The organism is Alicyclobacillus fastidiosus (assembly GCF_026651875.1).
Classification (GTDB): Bacteria; Bacillota; Bacilli; order Alicyclobacillales; family Alicyclobacillaceae; genus Alicyclobacillus; species Alicyclobacillus fastidiosus.
In genome coordinates, this window is sequence record NZ_CP104067.1 from 4,550,368 (window position 1) to 4,575,801 (window position 25,434).

The 25,434-nt window shown below is 56.4% G+C and carries 21 protein-coding genes; 10 read left to right on the forward strand and 11 right to left on the reverse strand.

All coding sequences use genetic code 11. From position 1 onward, the window contains the following. Window positions 1-14 precede the first annotated feature (14 nt). Window positions 15-1,799 (forward strand): M3 family oligoendopeptidase, encoded by a 1,785-nt coding sequence (locus tag NZD89_RS22385; RefSeq protein ID WP_268004910.1) that lies wholly within the window; start codon window positions 15-17, stop codon window positions 1,797-1,799. A 108-nt stretch (window positions 1,800-1,907) separates the two neighbouring features. Here NZD89_RS22385 and NZD89_RS22390 read toward each other — a convergent pair whose 3' ends face one another. From NZD89_RS22390 to aspD, 9 genes are all read right to left on the reverse strand, one after another. Continuing rightward, the gene (locus NZD89_RS22390; RefSeq protein WP_268008584.1) at window positions 1,908-3,875 is read right to left on the reverse strand and encodes a YjhG/YagF family D-xylonate dehydratase; all 1,968 of its coding nucleotides are present in this window, start codon (window positions 3,873-3,875) and stop codon (window positions 1,908-1,910) included. Window positions 3,876-4,022: 147 nt separating this feature from the next. After that, window positions 4,023-4,727 (reverse strand): GntR family transcriptional regulator, encoded by a 705-nt coding sequence (locus NZD89_RS22395; RefSeq protein ID WP_268004911.1) that lies wholly within the window; start codon window positions 4,725-4,727, stop codon window positions 4,023-4,025. A gap of 167 nt (window positions 4,728-4,894) precedes the next feature. Further along, the gene (locus NZD89_RS22400; RefSeq protein ID WP_268004912.1) at window positions 4,895-5,059 is read right to left on the reverse strand and encodes a hypothetical protein; all 165 of its coding nucleotides are present in this window, start codon (window positions 5,057-5,059) and stop codon (window positions 4,895-4,897) included. Further along, a complete protein-coding gene (locus tag NZD89_RS22405; RefSeq protein ID WP_268004913.1) occupies window positions 5,056-6,456 on the reverse strand; it encodes an FAD-binding oxidoreductase in 1,401 nt (466 codons plus the stop codon). Before NZD89_RS22405 ends, NZD89_RS22400 begins: the two co-directional genes overlap by 4 nt. A 60-nt stretch (window positions 6,457-6,516) precedes the next feature. After that, a complete protein-coding gene (locus NZD89_RS22410; protein ID WP_268004914.1) occupies window positions 6,517-7,296 on the reverse strand; it encodes an enoyl-CoA hydratase in 780 nt (259 codons plus the stop codon). Further along, the gene (locus NZD89_RS22415) at window positions 7,296-8,177 is read right to left on the reverse strand and encodes a 3-hydroxyacyl-CoA dehydrogenase family protein (protein WP_268004915.1); all 882 of its coding nucleotides are present in this window, start codon (window positions 8,175-8,177) and stop codon (window positions 7,296-7,298) included. Before NZD89_RS22415 ends, NZD89_RS22410 begins: the two co-directional genes overlap by 1 nt. Window positions 8,178-8,277: 100 nt before the next feature. Then, on the reverse strand, window positions 8,278-9,894 hold the full coding sequence (locus tag NZD89_RS22420; protein ID WP_268004916.1) for a long-chain-fatty-acid--CoA ligase: 1,617 nt from the start codon (window positions 9,892-9,894) through the stop codon (window positions 8,278-8,280). Window positions 9,895-9,924: 30 nt separating this feature from the next. Next, entirely contained in the window at window positions 9,925-10,701 is a 777-nt protein-coding gene (locus NZD89_RS22425; protein WP_268004917.1) for an SDR family oxidoreductase, read from the reverse strand. A 449-nt stretch (window positions 10,702-11,150) separates the two neighbouring features. Further along, window positions 11,151-12,794, reverse strand: a complete 1,644-nt coding sequence (gene aspD, locus NZD89_RS22430; protein ID WP_268004918.1) for an aspartate 4-decarboxylase — start codon at window positions 12,792-12,794, stop codon at window positions 11,151-11,153. A gap of 264 nt (window positions 12,795-13,058) precedes the next feature. Between aspD and NZD89_RS22435 the strand changes: the two genes are divergently transcribed. From NZD89_RS22435 to NZD89_RS22465, 7 genes are all read left to right on the forward strand, one after another. After that, a complete protein-coding gene (locus tag NZD89_RS22435; RefSeq protein ID WP_268004919.1) occupies window positions 13,059-15,449 on the forward strand; it encodes an AMP-binding protein in 2,391 nt (796 codons plus the stop codon). A 44-nt stretch (window positions 15,450-15,493) separates the two neighbouring features. Further along, the gene (locus tag NZD89_RS22440; protein ID WP_268004920.1) at window positions 15,494-16,003 is read left to right on the forward strand and encodes a hypothetical protein; all 510 of its coding nucleotides are present in this window, start codon (window positions 15,494-15,496) and stop codon (window positions 16,001-16,003) included. Continuing rightward, on the forward strand, window positions 16,000-16,521 hold the full coding sequence (locus tag NZD89_RS22445; protein WP_268004921.1) for a hypothetical protein: 522 nt from the start codon (window positions 16,000-16,002) through the stop codon (window positions 16,519-16,521). The genes NZD89_RS22440 and NZD89_RS22445 overlap by 4 nt, the downstream gene beginning before the upstream one ends. 42 nt (window positions 16,522-16,563) lie before the next feature. Further along, complete coding sequence (locus NZD89_RS22450) at window positions 16,564-17,421, forward strand: hypothetical protein (protein ID WP_268004922.1); 858 nt, start codon at window positions 16,564-16,566, stop codon at window positions 17,419-17,421. A 45-nt stretch (window positions 17,422-17,466) separates the two neighbouring features. Then, window positions 17,467-17,997: a hypothetical protein gene (locus NZD89_RS22455; RefSeq protein WP_268004923.1), complete on the forward strand. Its 531-nt coding sequence runs from the start codon at window positions 17,467-17,469 to the stop codon at window positions 17,995-17,997. Between the two features lie 398 nt (window positions 17,998-18,395). Next, on the forward strand, window positions 18,396-18,920 hold the full coding sequence (locus tag NZD89_RS22460) for a DUF5317 family protein (RefSeq protein ID WP_268004924.1): 525 nt from the start codon (window positions 18,396-18,398) through the stop codon (window positions 18,918-18,920). Continuing rightward, window positions 18,904-20,649, forward strand: a complete 1,746-nt coding sequence (locus NZD89_RS22465) for an ATP-binding protein (protein WP_268004925.1) — start codon at window positions 18,904-18,906, stop codon at window positions 20,647-20,649. The genes NZD89_RS22460 and NZD89_RS22465 overlap by 17 nt, the downstream gene beginning before the upstream one ends. 85 nt (window positions 20,650-20,734) lie before the next feature. Here NZD89_RS22465 and cimA read toward each other — a convergent pair whose 3' ends face one another. After that, window positions 20,735-22,327 carry a citramalate synthase gene (gene cimA, locus NZD89_RS22470; protein ID WP_268004926.1) on the reverse strand — a complete coding sequence of 531 codons (1,593 nt, stop codon included), beginning with the start codon at window positions 22,325-22,327 and terminating at the stop codon, window positions 20,735-20,737. 232 nt (window positions 22,328-22,559) lie between these two features. Between cimA and NZD89_RS22475 the strand changes: the two genes are divergently transcribed. Continuing rightward, window positions 22,560-23,390 carry an aldo/keto reductase gene (locus NZD89_RS22475; protein ID WP_268004927.1) on the forward strand — a complete coding sequence of 277 codons (831 nt, stop codon included), beginning with the start codon at window positions 22,560-22,562 and terminating at the stop codon, window positions 23,388-23,390. Between the two features lie 223 nt (window positions 23,391-23,613). Here the strand turns inward: NZD89_RS22475 and NZD89_RS22480 are convergent, their stop codons facing one another. Then, complete coding sequence (locus tag NZD89_RS22480) at window positions 23,614-24,012, reverse strand: rhodanese-like domain-containing protein (RefSeq protein WP_268004928.1); 399 nt, start codon at window positions 24,010-24,012, stop codon at window positions 23,614-23,616. Window positions 24,013-24,233: 221 nt separating this feature from the next. On the opposite strand from NZD89_RS22480, the gene NZD89_RS22485 reads away from it, so the two are divergent. Next, the gene (locus NZD89_RS22485) at window positions 24,234-25,421 is read left to right on the forward strand and encodes an NAD(P)/FAD-dependent oxidoreductase (RefSeq protein ID WP_268004929.1); all 1,188 of its coding nucleotides are present in this window, start codon (window positions 24,234-24,236) and stop codon (window positions 25,419-25,421) included. The last annotated feature ends 13 nt before the right edge of the window (window positions 25,422-25,434 follow it).

A 25,434-nucleotide genomic window follows, 5' to 3' on the forward strand; every position in this document is an offset into this window, starting at 1 on the left:
CTGGAGGAGATCACATGTCGACATCGCACCTGAATCAGACTTGGGACTTAGATGTAATCTTCCCAGGCGGAAGTGAGTCAAAGGCGTTTCGCCTTCACCTGGACCACTTGACCACCGATATTGATTCCTTCGCAATCTCCGTTGCGAAGCTGGAGAATCACAGCACAAAGGACATCGCACAGGCGATTCTCACCATGCAGGACATCGCCGCTCGCGTGCGCGAAGCGGGCGCCTTCGTGTCCTGCCTGAATGCACAGAACGTCAAGGATGCAGAGGCAAAACGACTCGGCGGCCACTTGAATACACTTCGCGCAAAATACGTCAAAGCGCTCACAAAACTGGACGATACACTGGTTCATCTGACGAGTGATCAGTTTGGCAAGCTGCTGCAAGAGCCGCAAATCAACCAGTTGAGCTTCGTTCTCGAGGAGCGCAAACGTCGCGCTAAGGACAAACTTCAGGCGGATAAAGAAGCGTTGGCCGCAGCGCTGTCAGTAGACGGTTACACCGCGTGGAGTGACTTGTACGATACCATTGTCGGGCGTATGACGATTCCATTCGAAGAGGGCGGCCAGGTGAAAGAACTGTCCGTGGGGCAGGCGAGTAATCGTTTGAAAATGGCTGACAGGGCCGGGCGTGAACGCCTCTTCGCGACGTGGGAAGCGGCGTGGGCCGATGAGGCTGAACTATTCGCGAGCACTCTCAACCACCTGGCTGGATTTCGGCTCAATCTCTACGAAGCGCGCGGGTGGGATTCGGTCCTGAAAGAACCCCTCGACATCAATCGGATGTCGCCGGCGACGCTCGATGCCATGTGGGGTGTGATCTCCGACAACAAGGCCCCGTTCATCGAGTTTCTCAAAGCAAAAGCGAGCCTTCTCGGCGTGGATCGGCCGACCTGGTCGGATGTCGAAGCGCCCGTCGGCACGGCAACCAAAACGTATACATACGAGGAAGCCCGCGACTTCATCGTGCGCCACTTCCGTCAGTTCAATCCGGCCATGGCCGACTTCGCGAACATGTGCTTTGAACAGCGCTGGATCGAGGCGGAAGACAGGGCTGGAAAACGACCAGGTGGCTTCTGCACCAGTTTTCCCGTCAGCGCACAAACCCGCATTTTCGTCACGTTCTCCGGCACGGCTTCAAACGTGGCCACGCTCGCACACGAGCTCGGACACGCGTATCACCAACACGTCATGCGCGGGATGCCACAATTGCTCACGAACTATGCGATGAATGTCGCGGAGACCGCTTCGACGTTTGCGGAGATGATCGTCGCAGATGCCTCCGTCAAAGAAGCGCGCAATGCCGCCGAGCGACTTTCCCTGCTCGAAGATAAAGTCGGTCGCAGCATCGCGATGTTGATGAACATACACGCGCGTTTTCTGTTTGAGACCCGCTTCTACGAGGCCCGTAAACAGGGGCTCTTGGACGTGCGAGATCTAAATCAATTGATGGAAGATGCGCAGGCACAGGCGTTTGGCGGTGTTCTTTCGAGCTTCCACCCGCACTTCTGGGCCTCCAAGCTCCACTTTTACATCACGGGAACGCCGTTCTACAACTTCCCTTACACGTTTGGCTACCTATTCAGCACGGGGATCTACGCTCGTGCTCATCAAGAAGGCCCCTCGTTCGCGGACAAATACGTCGCCCTCCTGCGCGATACCGCATCGATGCAGGTCGAAGATCTGGCGAAGAAACACCTCGGCGTCGACCTGACGAAACCAGATTTCTGGGAAGGTGCAGTGAATCTCGCCGCATCCGACGCCCGCAAGTTCGTCGAACTCGCTCGCGCCTGAGCGCTTTAACACTACTCGGTGACACGGCTTTGGGGCAGAGTCCAGACAAAAAGAGTACTAGCGAACAACGCGCTGGTACTCTTCTGCCCTGCACGGAACAACATCTGTTTACGAATCTGCGGTTTGCCGTGCAAGCGCCTGCTTCCCCGCCTCGATGACCTCAATGATCCTGTCGACGTCGTACACCGCCCCAGCCCATGCGCCACCGCTCACGGACTGTAAGGCTGCCCAGAGACGAGTATCGTCCGGGAGGTCGGGGTCCGGCGCCAGGCCCTTTGCTGCAGGTCTCGCAAGCAAAATCTCCCTTCCCTCCGCCGGGGTGAGACGATGCTCTTTATTCCCGACAAAATCAACAGAGCCGGTCAAATTCTTGCAGTCGATGACAATTTGGATAAGATCCCCGCTTTGCAGTCTCCCGATGGGGCCACCCGCCAACGCTTCGGGCCCTACGTGACCGATACAGGCCCCCGTCGAGACGCCAGAGAACCTCGCATCCGTTACGAGCGCGACCTGTTTGCCGAACGAGAGATGCTTGAGAGCAGACGTCAATTGGTAAGTCTCCTCCATGCCCGTGCCCGACGGTCCACGTCCAATCAGTACCAATACGTCCCCAGGAGCAATGTCCCCCGCCTTGATGGCTGCGATGGCATCTCGCTCCGTCGTATACACCTTCGCTGGTCCCGTATGTCGGTACACGCTATCCGCGTCCAAGACACTTCTATCAATCGCCGTCGACTTAATCACCGCTCCGTCCGGAGCCAGATTGCCCGTTGGAAATGTCACCGTGGACGTGAGTCCGCGCTCGCGCGCCGCCTCCGGGCGTAAAATGACATCGTCCGGATTCACGCCGTCCGCCTCGAGTAAGCGCTTTCGAACGCGGTATCGTCTATCCGAGTCAGCCCACCAGTTTAAGACTTCATCGAGCGTATAGCCTGTAACCGTCAGCGCGTCGGTGTTGAGGAGTCCCAGCTTGCGCAAGTGCAGCATGACCTCCGGCACGCCACCAGCGAGGAACGCGCGGACGGTGGGATGTGGAATTGGACCGTTCGGGAGCACACTCACAAGCCTCGGCACGCTGCGGTTGATATCCTGCCAATCAGAAACGCTCGGCACCTTCAGTTTTGCGGCATGAGCAATCGCCGGGATGTGCAGCAACAAGTTCGTCGATCCGCCAAACGCCGCGTGCAACACCATCGCGTTGTGCAAGCTTTGGTTTGTCAACACGTCCTGCACGCCGATTCCCTGTTGCAAGTTGCGAAGAAGAGCGCGCGCAGAGTGCACTGCCAACTCGCTCCAGATGGGTTGCCCAGACGGGATGAGCGCGGAGTGCGGCAACGCCATGCCAAGTGCCTCCGCAACGACTTGTGCCGTTGCCGCCGTCCCCAGGAATTGACACCCGCCGCCCGGCGTCGCACACGCCTTACAAGCGACTTCGGACGCGTATTCCAAACTGATCTCCCCGTGTGCATACCGGGCGCCGATCGTCTGGACTTTGCCAGCATCCTCACCGTCCTCCGCCGGTAGCGTAACACCACCAGGGACCAAAATTCCTGGTAGTTCTCGTAGCGAAGCGAGTGCCAGCATCGTCGCCGGCAACCCCTTATCGCACGTCGCGACACCCATTACGGCTTTACGCGTGGGCAACGAGCGGATGAGCCGGCGCATGACCATCGCGGCGTCGTTGCGGTAGGGCAACGAGTCAAACATCCCCGCGGTCCCTTGTGAGCGACCGTCGCAGGGGTCACTGACATAAGCCGCATGGGGCACTGCCCCTAACCGCCGAAACTCTTGCGCTGCCGCTCTCAGCAAGAGTCCGATTTCCCGGTGTCCTGTGTGATATCCAAGTGCGATGGGCACACCGTCGTCATCTCGCACCCCACCCAGCGTACTCAGCATCAGGACGTGACGCCCGAGCACTCGGCTCGGCTCCCAGCCCATTCCAACGCTTTGCGTCAAACCAAACAGATCTCCGCTCGCCCAGGTTCTGAGCATCTCGGGAGTTAACGGTAGCTTCCCCTCTGGCCCCTTCGCCTGCGTCGGAATATGGTATAAATCCTCTCGACTCGACTGAAACATCGCAGATAAACTGTCAGCTTGCACAAGTGCCACTCCTCTCAGCACAGGCGTTCTTTGCCCCATTGACGCAGAGAACAGCGCGAAAGAACACTAGTATACAAACCCCAAAAGCGCGCTGCCCGCCCGATGTCTGCGTCGTTGCCAGTGTCAATCAGTAAAAAACGATGGATATTTGTTCTTTACCACCGGAATGTCTTCACTCAGTCGACATAGGTGCGTGCTCAATATCGAGATGGCTTTCGATTCATCGCGTGCACAAATTGCAGAGAGCAACTGTTCATGCTCCTGAATCAGGGTGTCGATGTTTTGAATCTCCTGCAGTGATAGGACGCGTACGCGGTTCAAGTGACCTCGCATCTGCGAGACGATGGAGATCAGGGTGTCATTGCCGCTGGCCGCGAGAAGCAGGCGGTGAAACTGTTCATCCGCTTGCAAGAACTCCGCTGGATTTTGACTTTGCGCCGCGTGCGCCTGCATCTCCAGGCTATTGCGAAGTTCTCGTTGCAGAAATTGATATTCGCGACTGTCGCTGTCCCAATCACGGGCGACTCGTCGCAGCGCGCTGACCTCGAGACTCTCCCGGACAAATCGCGTCTCCTCCACTTTCTTTTCGGAGATGAGCGCAATCTTCATGCCCCGTTGGGGCAACACTTCAATCAGACCTTCGACGAGCAGGGTGTGAACCGCCTCGCGAATCGGCGTGCGGCTCATGTTCAGCCGCTGTGCGAACTCCGATTCGTAAATCGTCTGTCCCGGCTGCAAGCGCACCGACAAAATATCCTCGCGGATGGACTCATAAGCCTGTTCGCCTAGCGTCTTTTTCCCCTCTTTCAAATGAAAACTGCCGATCATGTTCAGGCCCCCATCGCAAGGATTGTGACGATGCCCATTCACGTACGAATGCGGGCGTTCGAACCACCATAGGTACATTCGTCACTTCATTTATCACCGATACGATCATTGTATTGTATACTTGTATGTTTAAGTCAAGTTAAATTGCGAAATATATATCGAAATCATTAGATAATTAAAATCGCCAGATAGTGGTCTTGAGACGCCTGACGTAAATCGTAGAAACTCGGTCTCCCAGAGACCCGAAAGCGGTTTGGCAGCGCACGAGCCACCCGCAAAAAGTAGCCCGTACGAAATCCCCCACCGACGATTGCAAACGGTACAGCAGTCAATCGTCCACCCTCTTTTCCGTAACGACTTTCTCAGGATTCAAAATACCTTGCGGGTCAAACAGCCGCTTGATTCCCCGCATCGCCGCCAAAGCTTCGTCGCCGTGTTCACGCGCGAGGTATTTGCGCTTGCCGAGCCCTACGCCGTGCTCGCCAGTACACGTGCCGCCGCGCGCGAGCGCGTACTCGACGATAGCCTCGTTGACGGCGCGAAAGCGGGCCATATCCTCGTCGTCGGCGGGATCGACCATGAATCCAGCGTGGTAATTGCCATCTCCCACGTGGCCGAGAATCATGCCGTCGAGGCCATAGGCGTCGATGGTCTGCCGAGCGTGATGCAAGGCGCCAGGCAGTGCGCTGATGGGGACGCAGACGTCAGTCACCATGTGCTTTTTGCCAGGTGCTGAGGCCATCATCGCGAGTGAGGCGTGGTGGCGCGCCTCCCAGAGTTTTTCGCGTGCCGACTTGTCGCGCTCGAACAAGATAGCCGTGCACCCTGCACCCTCGCAGAGTTCCTGCGCCATCTCGACGTCCCGTGCGACACCCGACGGGTCGCCGCTAAATTCGAGGAAGAGCGTGGGCGCCTCGTCGTAGTGCGTACCTTTATACGCGTTCACGACGCGCACCGTGCCAGCGTCCACAAGCTCGATTCTCCCTAAGGACAACCCTGACGAGGTGAGCTCGGCCGCAGCCTTGCCGACCGTGTCGAGATCTGGAAATACAGCGCGCGCGGCGACCACTTCCTGGGGAATCGCCTGCAACCGCAAAGTGATCTCCGTGAACACGCCCAAGGTCCCTTCCGAGCCGACGAACAGGCCCGTCAGGTTGTAGCCCGCAGATGACTTCACGGCCAAACCGCCTGTGTGGAGGACGGTTCCATCGGCGAGAACCACTTCGAGTCCTTTGACCTGGTCGCGCATGGCGCCGTAGCGGACGGCGTTCGTCCCACTGGCATTGGTGGCCGTCATGCCGCCGATGGTGGCGTTGGCACCGGGATCGACCGGGAAAAAGAGGCCCTGGTGGCGAAGGTAATCATTGAGTTGCTCGCGCGTCACCCCTGGCTCCACGCGGACGAGAAAATCGTCTGGACGGAACTCGACGATGCGATTCATCTGCGTGAAATCGAGGCTGATGCCCCCTTCTACGGGGATGACATGTCCTTCGAGACTGCTGCCCGCGCCAAATGGAACGACGGGGATCTGATGGCTGTGGGCAAACCGCATCACGGTGACGACCTCGTCCTGCGACTTCACGAAGACGACAGCATCCGGGAGATGTGGCTCATGGTAGGTAAAGTCGCGACCATGGGCGTCTAGCACCGACTCTGTGCGCACGACGCGCGCCTTGTCGGGAAATATTTCAGTGAGTTCGGTCCACCACGGTACGGTTCGAATCGACACGCAAATTCCCCCTTTGGTCTACATGGAAACAAGTGTGCGAAGCTGGCGCCCCCCTGTCTGTCAGCGGTGGCTAAACGTCGGTTGCCTGCGCTCGATGAACGCACTGACTCCCTCCCGCACGTCCTCTGTCTGGAACACCTCGACAAACAAGTCGGCTTCGTGCTCGAGTGCGCGCTCGAGCGGCATTTCCAAGCCTTGATCGACGGCGCGCTTAATTCGTGTCAAGGACTGCAGAGAATGACGCGTGATGTTTGCGGCCATCGCCTGGGCCGCTTCTAGCCCCGCGCCTGTCGGAACCACCTGGTTGACGATGCCGACGCGATACGCCTCGGCTGCAGACACTGGTTCGCCCGTAAACATCATTTCCTTCGCCTTCGCCTCCCCGACGATGCGTGACAGGCGTTGCGTGCCACCGCCACCTGGGAAGAGACCGAGCTTCACTTCCGGGAGGCCTATCTGTGCGTGTTCTTCGGCGATGCGAATGTCAAACGCCAGCGCGAGTTCCAGGCCACCACCGAACGTGAGCCCATCCAACACGGCGATAGTAGGTTTAGGAAACCCGTCGATCCGCGTGATGGCGTGGTGGGTTTCCATAACCTGGTTCCGCATGTTCGGATTGGACATGAGCGCCGGGAATTCCTTGATGTCCGCACCTGCGATAAACGCCCGATCACCAGCGGTTGAGAGCACGACCACGACGACCTCGTCGTCGTGTGCCAACGCCTGAAAGGTGTCGTCCAACTGAAGAAAGATGTCGTGACTCAATACGTTTAGTGGGGGATGATCGATCACGACCACTGCCACGCCGCGCTCTTTTGCTAGCCGAACCTCATCTGCCATTATTTGCTGCCTCCCTCTGTCGTGTAGTCGTACCAGCCCTTTCCGGTCTTGCGTCCGAGATCGCCGCGTTCTACGCGCTCGACCAGACCCGCAAACGGCTTTAAATCCTCGTCTCCCGTTTCTTCGTATTGTTGTTGCATGACGAACTGAACGACGTCGAGCCCCGACAGATCCATGAGGGCAAACGGCCCAATCGGATGATTCAACGCCGTTTGACAAATCGTGTCGATATCCTTGAAATCGGCGACGCCCGCCTCGTACAGTGCGACAGCCTCGCGCTGGAGTGCGCCAAGGATGCGATTGGCGACAAATCCCGATATCTCCTTGCGCAGGAGCACGCCCGTCCGGCCAATTCGCTCGCAAACCGCCAGTACAGCGTCGGCTGTCTCCTGTGAGGTGAACTCGCTCATCACGACTTCGACGCAGTTCATAACCAGTGGCGGAAAGAAAAAGTGCATATTGCAAACCTTGTCCGGCTTCGCCGTCACGTCGGCGAGTTTGGAACTGACGATGGTCGAGCTGTTCGTCGCGAGAATGGTATGGCCTTGCGTCAATGTCCCTAGCTGTTGAAACACTTGGCGCTTGACCGGCAGCTTTTCGACGACCGCTTCAATCACCAGATCCGCCGCGGACACTGCGTCCTCGAGCGAATTTGTGAACTGCAATCGGCCGAACGCGACATCGCGGTCCTCGCGCGAAAGTCGCCCTTTCCCCACCCAACGTTCCATGTGTCCTTGAAGACTCTCTTGTGCCCGCCTGAGTGCCGAATCGGAAACGTCCTGAAGTTTCGTTTCAAATCCGCCGAGCGCGCAGAGCATGGCGATTTGATGACCCATTTGACCTGCACCCACGACCGCAATCCGTTTGACGTCGCTGTTCAATCTCGTTGTCCCCTTTACTGATGGATACAATTGTTCACCAAGTCCTAATCGAGAAGTGACGGCGCATTTCCACACACTCGCCCCATATGTGGCGAAATCGTCAGGCCGATGGAGCGCTACCCTCCTCCCGAAGCTGCCGGCGCAAAATCTTGCCGACCGCGCTCTTTGGCAGTTCGCTCCGGAATTCAAAGTATTTCGGCACCTTGTACGGCGCGAGGTTCTTTCTGCAGTACGCTTCCAGCTGTTCCACCGTGATCGTTGCACCCGGTTTGGGTACGACGAACGCCTTCACGGTCTCGCCGCGATAGTCGTCTGCCACGCCGATGACAACCGCTTCGATCACATCCGGGTGTTCATACAAAACTTCCTCGATGTCGCGAGGATAAATGTTGTATCCACTTGCGATGATCAGGTCTTTTTTTCGATCCACGATGTACGCGTACCCATCCTCATCGACCCGTGCGATGTCCCCCGTGTAGAGCCAGCCGTCGCGCAAGACCTGGGCCGTCTCTTCCGGCATGTTCCAATAGCCTTTCATCACCTGCGGACCGCGAACGATGAGTTCCCCGAGTTCCCCTGTGGGCACCTCCTGCGTACCCGTCTCCACATCGACGACCTTGAACTCCGTGGAGGGAAACGGCAACCCGATGCTGCCAGGCTTGCGTACGCCAAACGAAGGATTACAGTGCGTCACCGGGGAGGACTCAGACAATCCATAGCCCTCGAGGACTGTCGCTCCCGTCTTCTGCTCAAATTGGTTCATCAACTCCAAGGGCATCGGTGCCCCACCGCTGTTGCACGTGTTCAAGGAAGCTAGCTTTTCTGGTGAGATGTCTTGGTGATGTGTCAGAGCGACATACATCGTGGGAACGCCGGGAAAGGTGGTGGCTCGCTCGCGCTCAATCGTCGCGAGGACCTCAGCGGGCTGAAAGCGGGGAAGTAAAATTAACGTCGACCCCATGTATAGCGTCAAGTTCATACACGACGTCATGCCAAACACGTGAAACAGCGGAAGCGCGGACAAACAGCGTTCCTGTGCGGGTTTCAAGACGTCCTGAAAGAATTCAGCGCTTTGAACGACGTTCGCCACGAGGTTTTTGTGCGTGAGCATGGCGCCCTTGGAGCGCCCCGTCGTGCCACCTGTATATTGAAGGATGGCGACGTCTTGTGCTGGGTCGATAACAACCGGCGCAAGCGGCGCTGCGAAGCCCTCGGCCAAGAACGAGTCGAACATGACGTCAGGATGAAACGCAGCCTGTGTCGGTTCGAGTGCGACGACGATCACTTCCTTCACGGCGGTGCGCGCCTGAACGGCCTTCAGGCGCGGGTACAGGGCGTCGAGTACCACCGCGTACGTCGAACCAGAATCGCGAAAGAGGTGTTCGAGTTCCCGTTCCACCGACATCGGATTCACTTGCGTGACAATGCCCCCTGCCGTGAGAATGCCGTAGTACGCAATCACGTACTGAGGGCAGTTCGGCAACATGATGGCCACCCGTTCCCCTCGTTGCAGGCCGCGTCGCTGCAGGCTGGCGGCAAATGCGCGGACGGCCCCCTGCAACGCGGAATAGGTCATCGTCACCCCGTAAAACGAAATGGCTTCGTGGTCCGGATACTGACGCACCGTCTCGGCGAGCATTTGAGGCAAGGACCAATCTGGAATCGGGACGTCTTTGCGGACGTGGGCTGGATAGTGATTCAACGCAGGGTGGCTCATCTGATTCATCCTCCCAAGTTTGAATGTCACTTATTGTGCAGAGGTACCGCCGTCGACCACCAGGACCGCGCCTGTGACGTAGTCCGACGCCGGAGCAGCCAGGTAGAGGGCTGCCCCTTTCAAATCGTCATCGGTACCAAATCGGCGAAGGGGCGTGGCTTCCAACAGTCGATCCCGCCCCTGTTCGATAATCCCCTTCGACATCTTGGTGGGGAAAAAGCCCGGACAAATGACATTGACGTTCACTCCGTGTGGCCCCCACTTGACGGCGAGGTCTTTGGTCATCGTGATGATGGCACCTTTGCTCGTGTTATAGCCGACGGCATCCATCAGTCGGGGGTCCACGCCGCCAAGACCCGCTGTCGACGCGATGTTGATGATCTTGCCGCGGCCCGCCGCCACCATGTGACGACCGACGGCTTGACTCATGAGAAACGTGCCTGTGACGTTGACATCGATGACTTTCTTCCAAGCTTCAAGCGGCATATCGAGTGCAGGCGCCCCCCACGTCGCGCCACTGTTGTTGACGAGGATGTCGACGGTGCCAAACTCCCGCCGCGCCGCGTCGACCACCCTCTCGACGTCGGCCGGATTCCCGATATCGCACGCGAGCGCCAGGGTTCGTACGCCTGTTTCCTCGCCAAGTCGAGTCGCGACTTCCTCGCAGACGGCGACTTTGCGCGAGCAGACGACGACATTCGCGCCTGCCTCTGCCAGGGCACAGGCGATTTGCTCGCCAAGACCGCGCCCTCCACCCGTCACGATAGCGGTCTTTCCAGTGAGATCGAACAGTTCACGCACGTGCATCGCTCGACTCCTTCCCTGCCCTCGTGAAGTTCATGCGGTATTTCTCCATATGACGTGCATCCAGCGCTACAATGAAACACTTCCAACACAACCCGGAAGCGCTTTCAACTACTCGCTGGAAACCAACTCGTTCAGACACATGTCGTTCCCGGGAAATTCCGTCAAAGTAGCCTGCTCTCGCTTGACGTCATCCGAATACGAAACATGTAAACTCAAAACCCTACCTACTGACCGGTTGGTACATGTTGATTCAAGTATATACCTGGGCAATCGAAAATGACAGTAGGAGGAAGAGAGCCTCTCTGCGTCAAACCGCTTCTTTCCTTAAAGATAGTGCCGCGAATGATTTTTATGACGGATTCACGATGTTCGCGCAGATGGCTGGCGCAAAACGGCCTTGAAAGCGCCACTGCTGCGCCCTCAAGGCCGTCGTCCAACTCGTCGTTCGCCTACGGCTGAGTCGATTTCCACTCGTTGACGTACCTGTCCAAGGCCGCGTGTAGGTCCCGTCCAATAGTTGCGTACGATTCGTCATCGAGATTGGCGAGCGAAACCCGTATCGACCAAGTCGGTCCGTGGAAGCCGGCGCCGTTGAGCAACACGACGCCTGACTCCTCGGCCAGGCGGAACAAGATGTCCACCGGCTCGTAACTCGCTTGCAGAAACTTCGTAAACGCCTCTCCATAGTGATGATTCGACCATTCCTCGAGGTCGAACTCAGTGTAGTAGTCCGCGTCGTTCGGGATGTTTGGCAACGGCAGTTCGAGTCCCTCGTACAACAGGCGCATGCGCCTGTGACAGATGTCCTTCGTCAACTGCTTATAGCGGTTCTCCTCGTCGAGCAGTGCAAACGCCGAAAAAAGTGCCATCTGAACCTGCTGTGGCGTGGACAGACCTGCGGTGTGGTTTAAGGCAACCTGGCGACTGTCGGCGACCATTCGGTCGAGGAAGCGAACATTGCGCGGCTGCAAGGTCATCGAGGCGTACCGCCTGTCTAAAATTTCGAGTTTGTCCTGTGGCAAGGATTGCAGAAGATGGTCAAACACATTGTGCTCGTGAACCGCTACCACACCAAGCCGCCATCCTGTCACCCCGAAATACTTCGAAAAGGAATACACCCCGATGGTGTTGTACGGGAGCACAGAGATCAGGGACTTGAAGCCATCGACGAACGTCCCGTACACGTCGTCGGAGACAATCATGAGGTTCGGGTTCTTGTCGCGCACCAGTTCGACGAGCTTTCGCATCGACGCATCGTCCATCGCCACCGATGGGGGGTTGCTCGGATTGACGAGGAACAGGGCCTTGATGGACGGATCCACCAACTTCTCGAGCTCGCTTTCGGGGTACTGCCAAGTGTGGTTGCCGTTTGCGTCCACGGCGCTGGCTCGAATTTGAACGATATCAAAATCGTAGCTTGCCAATTGTGAAATCTCTACGTAAGGAGGGAAAATTGGAACCATGATCGCGATTCTGTCCCCACGCGTCAGCAAGTAGTTCTCGCTCAGGGTGTCAAAAATGTAACACATCGCAGCGGTTGCGCCTTCCACCGCGAATAGGTCAAAGCGGCCCGTCGACGAGTCCCCGCCGCACATCTCCTGGATGAGAAATTCGTGGACGACTCGTTCGACTCGGCCGAGCATCCGATCCGGTTCCGGGTAGTTGTCGCCGATGATCCCGTCAACCAGTTCGTGCACAAACGCGTCCGCCTCAAACCCCAGCCGGTTGATGCCATAGTCCACGACGTCCTTCAGCAGCGAAACGCCCTTCATGCCGGCGTGCTTTTGCGCAAACGAAAGAAATCGATCATAGGCACCCGTTCGAGCAGGTTTCCCCGCCAAATCCCCCTCGTCCCAGACGCGACGGCATTCGTCGAGCGCAAACCGCCCCAAGGTGAAGAAGGCGTCCCGAGGTGTCGACGCAATCCAGTTCGGATTTCCGCGCCCCGCGTTCAACATCACGCGTGCACTCTTCTTTTGGTGACCCTTGGCGAGATCGATCAACTTATTTTTGAATTCAAACGGACTGATGGTTTCGTAGGTCCTCTCCATCTCGCGTCGCTTCGCGAGCTCTTCCTGATTCATGCGATTCATCGTGTAACCTCCTATGATTCCTGGACGAATCGGTGCGCAACAGCTACCCGGCGCCGGCCATTATTTTGCGCGTGGCTTCCAAGGTATATACTTCCAGCCGCACGATCCCCCGTCCTTCAAAGACCTCCAAAACATTTGACGGTGACCCTCAAAAAGTTTTCTTACAATTCGAACACAGATGAGCAAGCGATTCTCCACGTCTTTACCAGTCTGTTTGCGACGGTGCATACATTGGTTAGAAGGTGCCATTGGAGGTGGACTTTCTTGAACGTCGTTCAGTTGCTTCACGCGTCCGTCGTTCGCGACCCGTCACACGCTTGTCTGACATTCAAACGGGAGGGCCAATACCAAACGCTGACATATGAGGAGGTTTGGCAACGGATCCTTCGATTTGCCTCCGCGCTGCAGCACCTTGGTGTGAACCCCGGGGACAGTGTCGCCATCATGGCGCAGACCTCCCCAGCTTGGATGATCTGCGACTTTGCAATCATGGCGCTAGGTGCAGTCGTGGTACCTGTCTATCCAACCCTTCCTCCTGCCGAGGCGGCCTACATTCTGGAAAACGCCGACGCAGCCTACTTCATCGCTGATGACGCCACGATGATCGCGCAACTGGAAGGCACCTGGCCGCACTCGGTGCAAGCCGCCATTGTGCTAAACGGTGCCACAGTCCCCTCCAGCAAACCTGTATACGAATTTGCCAGCTTACTCGAGGATGACGCCTATTCGCCCGTCGATCCCGCCGTGATCGACCGCATTCCCATTGACTCCCTGGCCACCATCGTACACACTTCAGGCACCTCCGGTCGCCCCAAGGGCGTGATGTTATCCCATCGAAACATTACGAGTAACTTGCAAGCGTGTTTGTCGGTCACACCGGTGTTCCGCGACGACGTGACACTCTCTTACCTTCCTCTTTCGCACATTCTCGAACGAACGGTCGGTCACTACTGCGTCTTGACGGCAGGTGCAACTATCGCGTACGCCGAAGGCATCGAACAGATCCGGGAAAATCTCCGCGAAGTCAGCCCGACCCTGCTGGTCACCGTACCTCGCCTGCTCGAGAAAGTGTACGCGGGCATTCAACAAAGGGTGGAGCGCGCCCCGCGCCCGATTCGCCACCTCCTGTGCTCGCCCCCGCGCAAGTCGATACTCGGGCGAACGGTCGCGAACGCACTCGTCTATCGCAAGTTGCGGGCGGGCTTTGGCGGCCGCATACGCACAATCATCTCGGGCGGAGCGGGTCTTGCCCAAAAAATTGCAGAGTTTTATCAGGAGGCTGGCATTCCGGTCTGCGAAGGCTACGGGATGACAGAGACGGCGCCCGTCGTCGCCGTCAACCGACTGGACGACATTCGCCCTGGGACGGTCGGACGGCCACTTCCGAACGTGGAAGTCCGCTTGGCACCCGACGGCGAATTGTTGGTGAGAGGGCCGAATGTCATGCGGGGCTATTATCACGACCCGCTGTCCACAGACGAGACCATCGACCGCGAGGGCTGGCTGCACACTGGCGACATCGCCGCCATCGAAGGCGGCTATGTGCGCATTGTCGAGCGGAAAAAACACCTCATCGTACTGGCGACTGGCAAGAACGTCGCGCCATTTCCGATTGAAAACGCCATCGCCTTAAGCTCCTATATCGCAGACGCGGTCCTCGTCGGCGACGAGCGTCAATACGTCACGTGTCTCCTCGTTCCGGATTTTGCGGCGCTGTCCAGCAAAGCTAGTGGCTTAGGGCTACATGAAAGCGATTTCTCAAATTGGCCGAACCACGTGGAAATCCGTCGACTTCTGCAGCGCGAGGTTCAGACGGCCGTCGCTCGGTTTGCCGAGTTCGAGCGCCCAAAACGCGCCCTCCTCATCGCCTCTGCATTTTCGCTCGACTCGGGCGAACTGACACCGACACTCAAGGTGAAGGCAAAACTGGTGGCACAAAAGTACCGTGTGGCAATCGACCAGATGTACGAAGGCATCGACTATCTCGACATTTACGGCTCACCAGAAGCTGGGCTCGTGCAGGGGGGAGCACACGTGGAGTCGTCAGACGATGTAGATCCTCTGCAACGCGTACGCGGCGTGGACAATGAGCCGGAAGCAGCCGCTTCCTCCCCAGAGCCCCCGCGGTCATTGCGATGGGTGTGGACCGTAGCCCTTGGCGTGGTCGTCGCATGTGCACTGTGCGGCCTCGCCGCGGCTAAGGTGCACGTCCCGAAAAGTTTAGACCTGTTGGGAACGATTCGAAACGTCCATCAGAAAAACGACCAAATCAATCTCGAAAATAGCAAGATCGTCGACGGAATGAATACCGTGAAAAACTTGTCCAGTCTAACACCGCAGATGGCTGGCAAACTGAGCACACTAAACGCCGGGCTCGCCGAACAAAATCACACGCTCCAACGATTGACCGCGCTTAGCGAGCAGGAAATCGGGTTGAGTCATCAGTTTGGCAGCGTCGCTTCTTCACTCAATGGAGATTTATCAAACATCTCGCAAACTACCAGCCAACAATCGGACTCCGTATCGACAATGCGGGACACGGCATCGAAACTCGCCACGCTCGCGGCCGCCACGGAAGAGACCAACCAGCAGATGGGTAGAAAACTAAACCAAGCGACAGGGACGACGCAACAAATTTCATCAGAAGTGCCGTAATGAGAATCTGAGTAGTCTGTTTCAAGGATAAGGAGTTGACGGGTATGATGTTCAAAATCGGCAGCCTCGTCGTCCTGGTCGCAGCCGTGGGATTACTCGCGACGACGATACCCACGACCGTTCAATTGGCGAGAATGGACGTCGGGTTGAGATCAAGTCTGCACTCCACCAGCCAACTAGTCGGCATCGAAGCCGCAGTCGTGCAGAAAAACAAGAGCATCGGCAAACTGGTCGAGACCTCCGCCGACATGGAGGAAGGCCTGCAGGTCACCAAACAAACCACATCCTCACTCGATCAAAACATCGAAATGATCAATCAACTAAATCAATCGACTCTGTCCATCAATCAGTCCATCTCCAACGGCGCACGCGCGAGCGCCGACCACCTCGCGTCCATCGCGTCGAATATGAGCGCACTCGACACCTCGACGAAGGGGCTCGAGGCCACGTTGCAGGCGCTTGACGGGATCGTTCAACAAGACAACAACAGCATGAGCCAAATGAAGCAGGCGACCGCGAGCATGAATGACAAAATCCCGGGGGTGCTCGGATGAAACTGTCGTGGATGGGGATGGTGAAAGTCGCCATCCCAGTACTCGTCATCGCTCTCGGGGTCAACGGCCTGGTCGATGTCCGCCTGCAACGGGACATGGCGGCGAAGACGACAAAATTGACGCAGCAGGTCCGAGAAGCGAAAGCGCTGTCCGCACAACTGCACGGTGGACTCCGCGGATTGCCCACCTTAAAGTCCGAAACGGTCGAGATGCAAAGCAGTCTCGTGTCCGTGCAAGGCGCTGCCGCAAACATGGCTGCAGGGCTGTCCACCCTGGCCACGACGGTAGCAGGCATTCACCAGACCGTGACGGCCATCCACACGGGCGTGCAGGCGTCAAACCAGCAGATAAACGCGATTCAAACGTCCGAGACGCACATTTTAGCCACGCTCCAGCAACTGAGCGCCGTCAACAACCAGATTGTCGAACAGCTGGGCAGTATGGTTTCTGACGAACAGCAAATCGACGCCAATCTGACGCAAATGAATGAGAAGACGGCAGTACTGCCCTCGCATTGAGCTATGGGAGGCGACCTATTCAATTCTTCGGGAGGTGTGCCCATGCAACCCGAGCGTCCATTTCGTCCCACGTTTCAGAAGGCGTTTCTCGCGTTTTGCATCGTCTTGTGCACCTGCGTCGTCGCAATTTCTGCCATCCAGCTGAGCCACGCGAAACAGCTGGCAAAACAGAACCTCTTTCAGCTGGTCGGGAACTTAGACGTCACCACTTCTCAAATCCTCCACAACACGAGACAGCTCGACCTTCAAGTGAGCCACGTGGCAGGACAGCTGAACGAACTGACTACACAGGAGGAAATTCTCGGCCAGCAGCAAACAACCGGGCAAGCGCTGTCCACGCAGCTATCCACCCAGGTGGTGTTAACAGAGCGAAACGTGGCCCTGATGCAACAGATTCTGACCGCCGAAGAGCACGCCGGTACCGCCGCGGTCAGCGTCCAGCGCGGATCGCAGACCTTGGCCGGCGTCATCGCCCGCAATAGCGTCGTTCTTTCACAACTCGACAACACGCTTGGCACGACGAACTCGGAAAGCAACCAGCTCTCGGCGCAAATGGATAACTTGCTAGGCGCCCTCGCGACCTCGCAACAAGAATTTCGCTTGTTCGGCCAAGTCGACCAAATTCTCGGCGGGAATCCGCTGGGTGGCGCCACCAGCCTCCTCGGGCAGGCGACTGGAGGGCTGTTGGGATCGAAAAATCCGCTCACGAGTGTGACTGGTGGGCTGACCCATTCCCTTCAAGGGGGCAGCTCGAAGGCCCAATCGTCCAGTTCCAGCGGTTCAGGACAAGGGACGTCTAGTGCGAGGCAAAATACGACTTCTCGTAACAGTACATCCAACTCCACCAGTGGTGCTTCAGGAGGCGGACTCCTCGGGGGCCTTCTCGGCTCATTAAACTGATAGCGGCTCACCGTCCGCTCACTTCTTTGGAGAGGGGGATTTCGCTTGAGAGCGAAACGAATCCTAACGTTGGTCTCTACTTGCCTGTCCTTAGCCGGACTCGGCGTGTTCGGCTACAGCATGACCCAACAAACGCAGATCCAGTCACAAATGAACCACACGATGGCGACGATGAACGCAGATATCGCCGAGACGACCCCGCTGGTAAGAGCGACCTCGAGGGCGTTGTCGCCACTCACACAGACGACGGCCGCACTCAGTCAAATCGAACTTGAGGAGTCGCAGACCGTCCGGGACATTTCCGCCATGAACGCACACCTGCAAGCCATCGGCACAAGTGAAGGGCAGGTGCTGATGGGCATGAACGCACTCTATCACGCGACGTCCGATGTAAACAAAGCCTTGGGCGGCGTGACATCGACGACCGACGGCATCCTCGATGCGTCGGAGTCTTCGGCATCGAGTGCAGGCGCCGAGACGTCGCGCATCGGAACGCTCAATCAGCAGACGGCCGACGTCATTTCACAGTTGAATCAATTGAACAATAAGCTGGCCGCGCTCAAGCTGTTGCCTTAGCGCGGCTCCGCCAATCAACGAGACAGCCGATCCCGCTCTGAGCACCGCAGGATCGGTTGTCTGGAAGCGTCCCCACGCCATCCCTCCTCCCCACGCGCTAGAGCCCCCTATCAATTCCAATATCACAGAAAATTTTTGACAAAATATTCGATAATTTTATTTAAGAAGGAGGAAAATGCCAAGTATTGTCGAATCCACTCTAATAAGCTCGATAATTGAAGAGGAGGAATTGTCATGTTTAAGAGTCAGAAGCTCGTAACAATCGGCGTCCTCGTTGCCCTCGCAGTAGCAGCAGTTGCAGAAATTCCTTGGGTCTAATTAATTTCATCACAAGAAAAGGACCTTCGAGGTCCTTTTCTTATTAAGTCCCACAAACCTACTGCCATGGAGAGAGTCATGTGCCTTACTTTGTTATACTAGGAATCATCATATCGGCGATATCCGGACGGCACTTATCCACCCTTCTTCAATTGCGATTTAAACAGGGCTGGCTTATGATTGGCGGGTTAGTCTCACAGTTGATTCTCAACATTCTACCCGTTTCACACGGAATCACAGGGCGTTGGATTCTTGACCTTTGCTTCTCGATATTTATCGTTGGGCTGTTTTTTAATTGGCACATCCGCGGCGTCCGCTGGATCGCGCTCGGCGCATGCTTAAACCTGTTCATCATCGTTTTGCACGGCGGCGCAATGCCTGTTTCCTTAAGTGCCTTTCACGCCCTCCACCCTCACGGGGCGCTGCCTCATGTCGGTTCGCGGCACGTCATTACGTCGCAAGCAGTTGGGTGGTGGTTAGCGGACTGGATTCCCGTCCCTCCGTTCCTCATGAGCCCAGGGGACATCATCGTTGGGCTGGGGATGATTGTGCTTGTTTTCTGTAACTCTTCCAAACGAGGAGCGAAGGATGTTGTTCAAATTTAGGCGTCTATATCAGTGGGCGCTATTTGCTTCTGGAGTGATGGTACCAGTCGCAGCGCTCGTCAACCTGGTGAATCACGCAACCGTCGAGCTGGTCATCGCATCGTGCCTCGCGTTCTGTTTGGGTCTATTCCCGATTTATCTCCCCAAGGGTGTCATTTGGGGGGCGGGGATCATTACAACCATTTACATTCTGTTGTCACAGGGATTTTTTGCGGCGTGTACCCCGATGTTGTTGTGTACGCTAGGGGAATTTCTCCGTCACTATAAATGGAAGATAGCGAAGATCCGATGGTATCGCTTCATGGTTAGCCTGGGGATGTTTCTCTACAGTCTATGTGCGGGCGCCCTGGTAAGCCGCTATACAGAGACGTTCCCGACGTTCATCCACGTCTTTCTTTCACTTACGTCGTTTGAGATTGTGAACTTTCTTCTGTTTGTAGGGATTCTCTTGTCGCTAAGACAACCAGCTCGCTTAGGCGAAACCTTCGGGATGTTTAATTTTATCCCGCTGTTAGCGACTTCCACGCTCTTGACGATGTACGTAGAATTCGCTCATACGGCGGGATTCGCCCTTTTGGTCGTGGTTTTGCTGACCTGCTTTGTGTTGCTCTCCCGTCAGTTTCTTCAAGCGGTTAACTCACGGGACCAAGCGGAGCGCCAATACGAACTGATTGCACATTACACGACAGATTTGATCATGGTGGTAAATGCGGACAACGTCATTGCGTACGCATCTCCATCGTACGAACTAGTTTTTCATGTCGATGCAAGCTCACTCGTGGGCAAGCGGATCGATGAAATCAGTGACGACGGTGCCACAATATTCGACACCATCAATCGAATTCGACAGGACGCGACACATGAGCGGAAGGAAATCACGCTCGTGATGAACGACCAACAGCTTCCCGTCGAGACGGAATTCTCTCCGGTGATCGACGAGAGCGGAGACGTCTGTGACGTCATCCTGGCGTCGAGAGATATCACCGAACGGCTTCGTCAACAGGAGTACTTGGTCCATTCCGAAAAACTTGCGGTCATCGGCCAACTGGCGGCTGGCGTCGCGCACGAAATCCGCAATCCCCTGACGGCTGTCAAGGGGTTTGTCCAGGTACTCAGGACCGATTTTGACTCCTACTCGCAGGCTTCCTACGACATTGTGTGGTCAGAACTGACGCGTATCGAAGAGATCACATCCGAGCTGCTGTTGCTCGCGAAACCGCAAAAGGCGGAATTCAACAGGGTGGACTTAGTGCCTGTGATGAAACACTGTGTGACATTGCTCGAGGGCCAGGCGCACAAGCGCGATGTCTACTTCGATCTCGCCTTGGACAAGGCGGTTTACGTCGATTGCAACGAAAACCAAATCCGTCAGGTATTCGTCAACCTGCTGAAGAACGCGGTCGAATCGATGGAGGACGGTGGCGTGATCACGATTTCTGCGCGCCCGGTTGAAGATCGCGTCACCATCTCCATCCGCGATCAAGGAGTCGGCATCCCTGAGGAGCTCCAGGCGAGCTTGGGCGACCCATTCTACACGACGAAGGAGAAGGGGACTGGCCTCGGCTTGATGGTCGTTTATAACATTCTCAAAGAACACCAAGGAAATATTGATATCCACAGTGAGCCAGGCCTCGGCACCGAGGTGGTCATCGTGTTGCCAAACTCAAGTTCCAGCGCCTCTCAGCAACCGTCCAACCAAAGTGACAATGGCGTAACCGCCACCCGATGAAGCATGACCCAGGGCAGTTCCCTTTGTGTCCTCCTCGTACGGACGTGGACCATCACCCCGAGGACTGCCCTGTGATTCCCCGGGGTTAGGACACCTGCGCATCGTCCTTCTGTGCGATGCGGAGCAGAAAGTACTGAATACTATCGACCAAAGCTTCCCAACTCGCCTCAATCACGTTCTCCGAAACGCCAATCGTCCTCCAGACGTCGAAGCCGTTTGTCGATTCAATCAACACCCTCACCTTCGCCGCAGTTCCTTCCTTCTCATCCAGCACGCGAACCTTGTAGTCAGTCAGATGCATCGTGTCAATCACCGGATAAAACGGCATCAACGCCTTTCGAAGCGCATCATCTAACGCATTCACTGGCCCATTTCCCTCTGCGACGGTATGGACGGTCTCTCCCGCGACGACGAGCTTGAGAATGGCTTCGGACGTGATGGACGAATCGACGCTCATGGTCGCCTCGACGCGCATCGCATCGACGTCAAAGAAGGAGCGGTAGTCGCCAAACTTCTTCACAAACAACAGTTCCTGCGAGGCCTCCGCACCTTCAAACTGATACCCCTGGTACTCGAGTTCCTTGATTTCCGTGAGCAATTGTCGCATCTCATCTTTGCGATCCCGCACGTCGACACCAAACTCCTCAGCTCGGTGCTGCAAATTGGACAGTCCCGAGAGTTCCGACACCAATACCCGGCGCCTGTTTCCCACTAGTTCCGGGCGAATGTGCTCATATGTCTCCGGGTTGCGCGCGATGGCGCTGACGTGGATGCCTCCCTTGTGGGCAAACGCGCTATGTCCGACGAATGGCTGATAACTGTGTGGCACCAGATTCGCTATCTCGCTGACAAATCGCGCGATCTCGGTCAGGTGGACCAGATGATCCTGGGACGGCAGACAGTTCCTCCCCAATTTCAACTCGAGGTTCGGAATGATGGATGCGAGATTGGCATTGCCGCACCGCTCCCCGATTCCGTTGATGGTGCCGTGAACCATAGTCGCTCCTCGCTCAACCGCCGCGAGCGTGTTGGCGACCGCCAGTTCACAGTCGTTGTGGGTGTGGATCCCCACCGGCACGGATATCGCTTCCACCACCGCTCCGACGACCTCAGCCACTTGATGCGGCAGGCTCCCGCCATTGGTATCGCACAACGTGACCCAATCGACTCCGGCATCGGCGGCCGCGCGCAGCGTCGACAGGGCATATTCGGGATTATAGCGATAGCCGTCGAAGAAGTGTTCCGCGTCAAAGATCACTTCGCGGCCGTGGCGCTTGAGGTACGCGACGGAATCGGCGATCATCTGGAGGTTTTCCTCCAGTGTGACGCGCAGCGCTTCATGCACGTGAAAGTCCCAAGCCTTGCCTACAATCGTGATGACGGGCGCCTGGGAATCTAGTAGCACTCGCAACCCTTCGTCCTGTTCAGCCGTCACGCCCGGACGCCGCGTACTCCCAAACGCCGTGAGTTTCGCGTGCTTCAATCGGAGACTCGACCTGGCACTTTGAAAAAAATCTTGATCCTTCGGATTGGCACCTGGGAACCCGCCCTCGATGTAAGCAATTCCAAGCTCGTCGAGCTTTTGAGCAATTCGCAACTTATCGACCACGGTGAGGCTGATTCCCTCGCCTTGGGTGCCGTCACGAAGGGTTGTGTCTAGCAGAAATACTCGTTCCATATCCACTCAACTCCACGCCTTTTCTTTATAAAAATCTCACTATTTAGATTATTTATTTTAACAGTTTTCCTCGAAGTCTGCACCCCAAAATTGAATTCAATGGCATGCTCTCACGCCGGCGAATCCTGTTGACCGGCAGCGCGTAAGCAATTTTCTTTTTATTTTCGAAGCGGCGATCGATATAATACAAAAAGTTAGTTGATCGCCGTACTTTTCTTGAGGAGGAAATCTTATGACCGCGAAACATCTAGCCGATACGACCACCCTCAACAACGGTGTGCAGATGCCCTGGTTTGGCCTTGGCGTGTGGCAAACCAAGGAAGGTGAGGAAGTCGAACAAGCGGTGACGTACGCACTGGGCGCCGGGTATCGCCACATCGACACAGCAGCCGCTTACAAGAATGAACAGGGCGTCGGCAATGCAGTACGCAAGTCTGGCATCGCCCGCGAAGATCTGTTCATCACGACGAAGTTGTGGAACGCCGACCAAGGTTACGATACGGCGGTTCGCGCCTTCGAAGAGAGCAATCGGCGCCTCGGCCTGGAATACGTCGATCTCTATCTCATCCACTGGCCTGTCAAAGGCAAGTACAAAGATTCCTGGAGAGCACTCGAAAAGCTTTACAAAGACGGCCTGGTGCGCGCGATCGGCGTGAGCAACTTCCACATCCATCACCTCGAGGATCTACTGGCAGACGCAGAAGTCGTTCCCACCGTGAACCAAGTGGAATGTCACCCACTCCTCGCGCAAACCGAGCTGCGCGCCTTCTGTGCGGACCACAAAATCCAATTTGAAGCGTGGAGCCCATTGATGCAGGGGAACTTGAACAATGGGGCACTGTTAGATATCGCAAAGAAATACAATAAAACACCGGCTCAAGTGGTCCTGCGTTGGGACTTGCAACACGGCATCGTCACCATTCCCAAGTCCATTCGCGAGTCGAGAATCGTCGAGAACGCACAAGTATTCGATTTCGAGTTGAGCAGAGAGGATATGGCGACGATCGATGGCCTGAACGAAAATCGTAGATTTGGGCCTGATCCGGACAACTTCAATTTCTAAACGCCCTCCTGCCGGCGAGTCGTACTGCTCCCGATAGTCCTGCTGATCCTCTGGCGCGGCGCTTTGACGACAGGCAGAACTAGTGGGCCGGTCGCTGGAGGTGCGCCTCTCTCCCCCTCCTTGAACCCACGTAAAAAGGGGGTAGCCGGCTTGCCGATTCAGGCAAACCCGTTACCCCCGTGGGGCGCTGGTGCCCCCAAACGTTCCGCAAATGAGTTTGCGCTTATTTTAGTGGTTCCACATCGAATCCAGCTTCTTTCCAAGCCGCAGTGCCACCACTGATGTACGAGACGTCGGTGAACCCCATCTGTTTCAGAAGATAGGCGCCGATGGCTGCCTGTCCGCCCGCACCACAAGTGACAATCACCGGACGGCTCCGGTCCGCCAGTCGAGCGTCACGAAGATGCTCCGGCAGTTCCAAGTCTGCACGGATGGGCAACATGCCCAGAGAGATGTTTACACTACTTGGGATCAGACCGCATGCGCCGGCGTCTGCAGCGTCCTGTACGTCAATCACCAACGTGTCTGGATTCGCTTGAATCTTTGCTTTCGCTTCTGCTGAGGAAATACCTGGTACATTCTCGCGTGCTTTCCCGACGATGTCCGCAAACTTTAGCGCCATATCAATTCCTCCTCGGATGACGGTCACATGTCAGGTGATTTTCCGATCAATCCCCAACGCGTAATCCAAAACTTTCTTGTTGCTTGTTCATTATAAACCTGTATCCGCTCGGGACAAAAGTATTGCGTGACGATTCACCGACCGCGAATGCGCGGCCTTGCCTCCCATTCGCAAAACCGATTCTCTATACTGGGAGAGAGAATAGAAAGGACGTGTGAATCTTGACGCCACGGAGAGTGCTGATTATCGGAGCAGGGTACGGCGGCATGGCGGCCGCAGTCCGCCTACAGAAGCATCACATTCCATTTACCCTCATCAACAAACACGACTATCATTACTTTAAGACGCTGTTACACGAGGCTGCTGGCGGTAGAGAGGACTTACAAACCTACGCCATCGCCCTCACAGACGTACTAGACCAGCCGACGTCGACCGTCGTGAAGGATGTAGTGACCTCCATTGATTACAAGAACGCGCAAGTGCGTGGTGAACATTCCTCCTACCCCTATGACACCTTGATTGTGGCACTTGGCAGTCAAACGTCGTACTTCGACATCCCAGGTCTGCGCGAGCACAGCCTCGTGCTTAATTCTCTGGAGAGCGCGAAACGGATACGCGAGCATATCGAACATACCTTTCTCACATACCGAGAACAGCGCGATGAATCGATGCTTCGCGTCGTCATTGGAGGTGGTGGACTGACTGGAGTCGAACTCGCAGGTGAGCTTGCGGACTGCCTCCCGCATTTTCTCAAGCGTCACAATATCCCCGCGAGTGACTACAAGCTGGTGCTCGTCCACCCACACGACGAGATTCTCCCCGGTGTCGACGAACGACTTCGCAAGGTGGCGGCGGAAAAACTGGCGGCGAGAGGCGTAAGACTCCTGCTTGGACGCCATGTGATTGGGGCGAACGATGGTTCGGTCGCACTGACGGGTGGATTGACCATTGAGGCGCGGACGTTCATCTGGACAGGGGGCGTCGAGGCGAGCCCGCTCCTGCGTGACTCCGGCTTTTGCGTCGACTCGAGGGGGCGCAGTCGAGTAGATGCATATCTCCAGTCCGAAGCCGACCCCCGCGTATACATCGTCGGCGACGCGGCTCGATTTGAGGACGCTGCGGGCGAAGTCCTGCCTCCCACTGGTCAAGTCGCGGAACAAATGGGAGATCACGCAGCCCGCAACCTGATTCGCCTCTTGCACAACGAAACCTTGGAACCGTTCGTATTCCACAACCGAGGCATGGTCGCGTCGCTCGGGCCCAAGTATGGCGTGGCCGAGGTGGGTCATCATCACGCACGAGGCTTTGCGGCGTTGATGTTGAAGGACGGATCGAAAATGAAGTATCTGATGCATTTAGGAGGACCTCACGTCCTCTTCGAAAAGAGAAAGCAATGGATTGATATTTGACACAAATCGTCCG